Here is a 5,493-nt window from a genome sequence, read left to right on the forward strand (position 1 = left end):
GGAGCACCCCGCCCGGGGTCGTGCGACCGCCTCCCACCACGAGCACCCGGCCCCGGCTCTCCTTGCCGCCGCCCGGCGCGGGAAGAGCCCAGCCCCGCAGACGGTGGGAGGTCAGGACGATCTCCTTCTCCGACGGACCGCCGTTCACCGGCCGTCCTCGTCCGCCGCGGATCCCTCGCGGGTCGTCGGTGCCGCGGCCCGCTCCACGGCCGTGGTGTCGGCGTACCGCTCGAGTTCCAGCGCCGCGCCGCCGTGCCGGTACGTGGTGACCGAGCAGTTGGGTAGGGGGTCCGCCCGGTCCACGTGGAGGATGTCCTGCTCGGCCATCTGCTCCAGCGCCACCCGGAACCCCATGATCACCGCCTGGTGGCTGAAGACGCACAACCGTTCACCGGCGTACTGCTGGCGCAGGTCGGTGAGCAGGTAACGCACGCGGAGGACCACGTCCGTCCAGCTCTCACCGCCCGGGGGCCGGTAGTAGAACTTCCCGATCCGGTCGCGCCGCTCCGCCTCCTCCGGGAAGCGGTCACGGATACCGTGTCCGGTGAATCCGTCCAGGATCCCGAGGTCACGCTCGCGCAGCCGCTCGTCGGTGAGGAGAGTGGCGTCCAGGCGGGCGGCCTCCAGCGCGGCGGCGGCGGTGTCCGCCGCGCGTCGGTACGGGGAGGTCAACCACACCGTGGGTCGGTGCTCCTCCGGCAGGTCGGCGAGCCACGCGCCGACCGCCGACGCCTGCGTGAACCCGGTATCCGACAGGGGTGTGTCGGCGTCCCGGTAGTCCAGGTCGAGGCGGTGCGCCCCGGCGGCCCGGGCCTCGTCGTCGGCGATGTTCCCCACGCTCTGCCCGTGGCGGACGAGCAGGAGTCGGGACAGTTCGGTCATATCCGCAACCTACCCATCCGCATCCCGCCCGTCCCCGGACTCACGGCGTGAGGACGATCTTCACGGCCCCGTCCTGCTTCTTCTGGAAGATCTCGTAAGCGTGGGGGGCGTCCGACAGTGGGAGCCGGTGCGTGGCGAAGTCGTCCACGCCCAGCGGGTCGGCATCGGTGAGCAGCGGCATGATGTCCGGCACCCAGCGCTTGACGTTGGCCTGCCCCATCTTGAGCGTGAGCTGCTTGTCGAACATCGTCAGCATCGGCAACGGGTCGGCGACGCCGCCGTACACGCCGGACAGCGAGATGGTCCCACCGCGGCGCACGATGTCGATGGCGGAGTAGAACGCGGCGAGCCTGTCGACTCCCGAGTGCTCCATCATCTTCTTGCCCAGGAACTTCGGGAGCATCCCCACGGCCGCGTGGGCCGCCGTGGCGACGGGGGACCCGTGTGCCTCCATCCCCACCGCGTCGATCACGGAGTCCGGCCCGCGGCCGTCGGTCATGTCGCGGATCACGTCGCCCAGCTCACCGGGGAGCTCGGAGGGGTCGAGAACCTCGACACCCCGGTGCGCCTGCCGGGCCCGGCGCTCCGCGACCGGGTCCACTCCGATGACGCGGTGCCCGCGGTGGGCGGCGATCCGGGCGGCCATGTCGCCGATCGGTCCCAACCCCAGGACGACGACCGTCCCGCCGTCGGGGATCTGCGCGTACTCGACCGCCTGCCAGGCCGTCGGCAGCACGTCGGACAGGTACAGGTACCGGTCGTCGGTGTGCTCGTGCGGCACCTGGATGGTGGTGTTCTGGGCCTGCGGGACCCTCAGGTACTCGGCCTGACCGCCCGAGACGCTGCCGTACAGCTCGGAGTACCCGAACAGTGCCGCGCCCATACCCTGGTCACGGACCTGGGTGGTCTCGCACTGGGTATTGAGGCCCTTGTCACACATGTAGCAGTGGCCGCACGAGATCTGGAACGGCATCACCACGCGGTCGCCGGGTTTCAGGTCGGTGAGACCGGACCCCACCTCCTCGACGATCCCCATCGGCTCGTGGCCGAGGATGTCGCCCTCGTTCATGAACGGCCCGAGCACCTCGTACAGGTGTAGGTCGGATCCGCAGATGTTCGTGCTGGTGATCCTGACGATCGCGTCGGTGGGATCCTCGATCCTGGGATCGGGTACCTCGTCCACGCGGACGTCGCGCTTGCCGTGCCAGGTGACCGCCTTCATGGCAGGCTCCTCTCGCTGGTCGTGTCATGCGCGCTCACGCATATCACCGACGCTACGAGGCCGCGGGAGTCGACGCATCCGGTCGCCCGAGGAGGTAGACCTGAGTGGTGACCGATCTCCGCCAACCCCGCGTGGTGATCATCGGCGCGGGGGTCGCGGGGATAGCCGCCGCGCACACGTTCATGCGGGCCGGGCTGACCGACGTGACGATCTGCGAGAAGGGCACCGACGTCGGCGGGGTGTGGCACTGGAACCGTTATCCGGGTCTGACCTGCGACGTTCCCTCCCAGCTCTACCAGTTCGGGTTCGCCCCCAAGGCCGACTGGTCACACGTCTGGGCATCGGGGGAGGAGATCCAGCGGTACCACCGGGACGTGGTGGACCGGGTCGGTCTGAACGCCTGGCTGCGGCTCGGGACCGAGGTGACGGACGCCGTGTACGACGACGAGTCCGCCACCTGGACGGTGACGACGGCAGCGGGGGAGGTCCTGCACGCGGACTTCGTGGTGTGCGCGACCGGGGTGCTGCATCACCCGTACGTGCCCGATATCGACGGGCTCGACTCGTTCGCCGGACCGGTCGTCCACACCGCCCGCTGGGATCCCGGGCTGGAGACCGGCGGGTCCCGGGTGGCGGTGATCGGCTCCGGTTCCACGGGAGTGCAGATCGTGTCCGCCCTGCAGCCGGAGGCGTCACGGCTTCTGCACTTCGCCCGATCCCCGCAGTGGATCCTGTGGGCGCCGATGACTGTGCGGCAGCCCGCACCGCTCACCGCCCTGCTCCGTCGGTCACCCGGATCGCAGCGGAGGATGTACGCGACGGCCCTGTGGGCCTCGGGGATCCTGGCGGACGTGGTCCTCAAGCCGACCTGGCGGCGTCGCGCGGTGCAGGCCTACGCCCGCGTGAGTCTCCGTCGGCAGGTCCGCGATCGTCGGCTCCGGGAGGCGTTGACCCCGGACTACGAACCACTGTGCAAGCGCCAGGTGGTCTCGGGTACCTACTACCGCGCAATCACCGCCCCCAACGCGGAGTTGGTCACGGGTCCGATCTCCGAGGTGACGCCCACCGGCATCCGTACCGGCGACGGTGTCCACCACGAGGTCGACGTGATCGTGCTGGCCACGGGTTTCCGAACCCACGAGTACATGCGGCCCATGCGGATCACCGGCCGCGACGGCCTGAGTCTCGATGAGGCCTGGGCCGCAGGTCCGCGCGCATACCGGATGACCGCGATCCCGGGATTCCCCAATCTCTTCACCGTCCTCGGCCCCAACTCGCCGACCGGATCGATCCCACTGCAGTTCTCGGCAGAGCTCACCTCGCGTTACATCGCGCAGTGGATCGAGCGATGGCGGCTCGGCGAGCCCGACGCGGTCGAGGTGACCGAGCGGGCGACCGCCGAGTTCTCCCGCGCGGTGGGTGCGGCGATGGGACCGACGGTGTGGAACACCGGGTGCACGTCCTGGTACCAGACCGCCGGCGGTGAGATCGATCTCTGGCCCTTCGACCGGAAGCGGATGGGGGAGATGCTCGACCACCCCGACGAGCAGGACTTCACGACGGTCCTGCTCGGCTCCTGAGAATGCGGTGCGTCCCGGCGGCTCACCGCAGGATGAGTGGGATGTGCTGCTCTGCCGCGGTATTGGCCCCGTGATGACCGAGGAGGCCCGACTCCATCTTCTCGTGGTGGGTGCGGGCGAGGATGACGCCGCCGGTGGCGACCGCGACGACGTGACCCAGACGGTCCGCATGTTCCCGGCCCGGCCCGAACAACTGCTCGTCCAGCGCCTGTTCCCGGCTCAGCACCCGCGCGTGCCCCGCCAACTCCTCGCGCCAGGCGGCCAACACCGCCGACTCCGACCCGGCCCGTGCGTGCACGTGCCGTACCCGGGCCTCGCCTGCGACCGCCTCGACGTCCGCGAGGAGCGACGGGGTGGCATCGATATCGATCACGGTCTCCGCGGCCACCATGCCGTGGTCGGCGGTGACGAGCATCCCGCAGTCGGGGGGCAGATCCGTCGCCAGGTCGGCGACGAAGGCGTCCACCTCGCGCAACGACTGGATCCACTCCGGGGAGCCCGGACCGTGGATGTGCCCGATGAGATCGAGGTCTCCGAAGTAGGAATAGACGAACCGTCTGGACGTCGAGGGAGCGGCGACGACACCGAGTATCGCCTCGCGGATCTCCTGCAGTGAGATCGCCGGGCGGTACTCGCCCTCCGCCCGGAACGCGGCGCGGGTGAGTCCGGATGCCCGGAAGTCCTCGCGCATGACGTAGGTGACGTCGACCCCCTCCTCGGTGAGCAGTTCGAGCAGACTCGGCAGCACCTGCACCTCACGGGGAGGGAACCGGTCCAGTGCGGAGGGCCCCTCCGCCGACCCCGTGGTCCACCGGAGCGAGTTGAAGACGGTAGGTGTCTCTGCACCCTCGTCCGGGAGCGCGAAGCTGTACCCGACGATCCCGTGGCGGGAACACGGCGCTCCCACCGCCAGGCTGGTCAGACTCGTGGCCGTGGTGGCGGGGAACCCCGCGGAGATCATCCGCGTGGTCATCGCCGAGAGGGTGGGGGCGACGTCGGCGTGCTGCCGGATGAGCTCGGCGCCGAGGCCGTCGACCAGGACGAGCACCGCATCCCGCGCGGGCGGGAGAGCCAGTGGGTTGCGGAGGTCAAGGCCCAGCGAGGCGGCGATCGACGGCATGACGTCTGCCAGCGAATGGTCGGCGGGGGTGGTCGGGATCCCGGTCATGGCTCCACTCTCCCTCATCGCGCCCGCGAACGGTGCGGACCGGCGCCGGGCGGGCGGACGGCATCAGGGCGGAGGTTGTGACGCGACGACGTGGTGGTCGTGACGTGTCGACGGGGTGGTCGTGACGTAACACCGCCCCGCTCGTGACGTATATGTGATGGACTCAAGAATCCTTAACTCATCGTGGGGCTCGCGCCCCCGTCATGCTCGGAGATCACTGTGACCAGATCCATCGCCTGCGCCGGTGCGCTGGCCGCCGCACTTCTCGTCTTCTCGACCGGCGCCGCCGCAGCCCAGAGCGCAGACGGCCTGTCGTCGGGCGCCCTCGACTCGTCGTCGCTCACCGGGTCCGCCGGAACGGGCACCGATGCGGACACCGGCGGCGGCCTCGGCTCCGCCGGCGACCTGCTTCCGGCCTCCGTCACCGGTTCGCTGCCCGGTTACACCTCCGGTCCGGTCGGTTCCGTCGCCAGCGCCGTCTGTGGCGTCGGCACCGTGGCCGGCACGGCGGCCAACCTGGCGGGCATCCCGCTGCCGCCCATCGGGGTCGTGTGCATGGTCGTCAAGCCCGTCGCGGAGTCCGTCGACTTCCTGATGCGCGGGGACGTCCCGGGGTCGGTCGACGCCGTCATCGGCGGGGA

Annotated in this window: 5 protein-coding genes; 2 read left to right on the forward strand and 3 right to left on the reverse strand. The window is 70.3% G+C overall.

Translation table 11 applies throughout. The annotated features are described in order from the left end of the window. Positions 1–144: 144 nt before the first annotated feature. Complete coding sequence (locus G6020_RS13475) at positions 145–882, reverse strand: histidine phosphatase family protein (protein ID WP_179525098.1); 738 nt, start codon at positions 880–882, stop codon at positions 145–147. Positions 883–922: 40 nt separating this feature from the next. Beyond that, positions 923–2,104 (reverse strand): zinc-dependent alcohol dehydrogenase, encoded by a 1,182-nt coding sequence (locus G6020_RS13480; protein WP_182610967.1) that lies wholly within the window; start codon positions 2,102–2,104, stop codon positions 923–925. A 104-nt stretch (positions 2,105–2,208) separates the two neighbouring features. Here G6020_RS13480 and G6020_RS13485 point away from each other — a divergent pair, with 104 nt between their 5' ends. After that, positions 2,209–3,684 (forward strand): NAD(P)-binding domain-containing protein, encoded by a 1,476-nt coding sequence (locus G6020_RS13485; protein WP_182610968.1) that lies wholly within the window; start codon positions 2,209–2,211, stop codon positions 3,682–3,684. 22 nt (positions 3,685–3,706) lie between these two features. Here the strand turns inward: G6020_RS13485 and G6020_RS13490 are convergent, their stop codons facing one another. Next, a complete protein-coding gene (locus G6020_RS13490) occupies positions 3,707–4,852 on the reverse strand; it encodes a nucleotide pyrophosphatase/phosphodiesterase family protein (protein WP_182610969.1) in 1,146 nt (381 codons plus the stop codon). A 219-nt stretch (positions 4,853–5,071) separates the two neighbouring features. Here G6020_RS13490 and G6020_RS13495 point away from each other — a divergent pair. After that, on the forward strand, positions 5,072–5,493 hold a 422-nt coding region (locus G6020_RS13495), incomplete at its 3' end, for a hypothetical protein (protein WP_182639632.1).

The organism is Dietzia sp. B19 (genome assembly GCF_014145155.1).
Taxonomy (GTDB): domain Bacteria; phylum Actinomycetota; class Actinomycetes; order Mycobacteriales; family Mycobacteriaceae; genus Dietzia; species Dietzia natronolimnaea.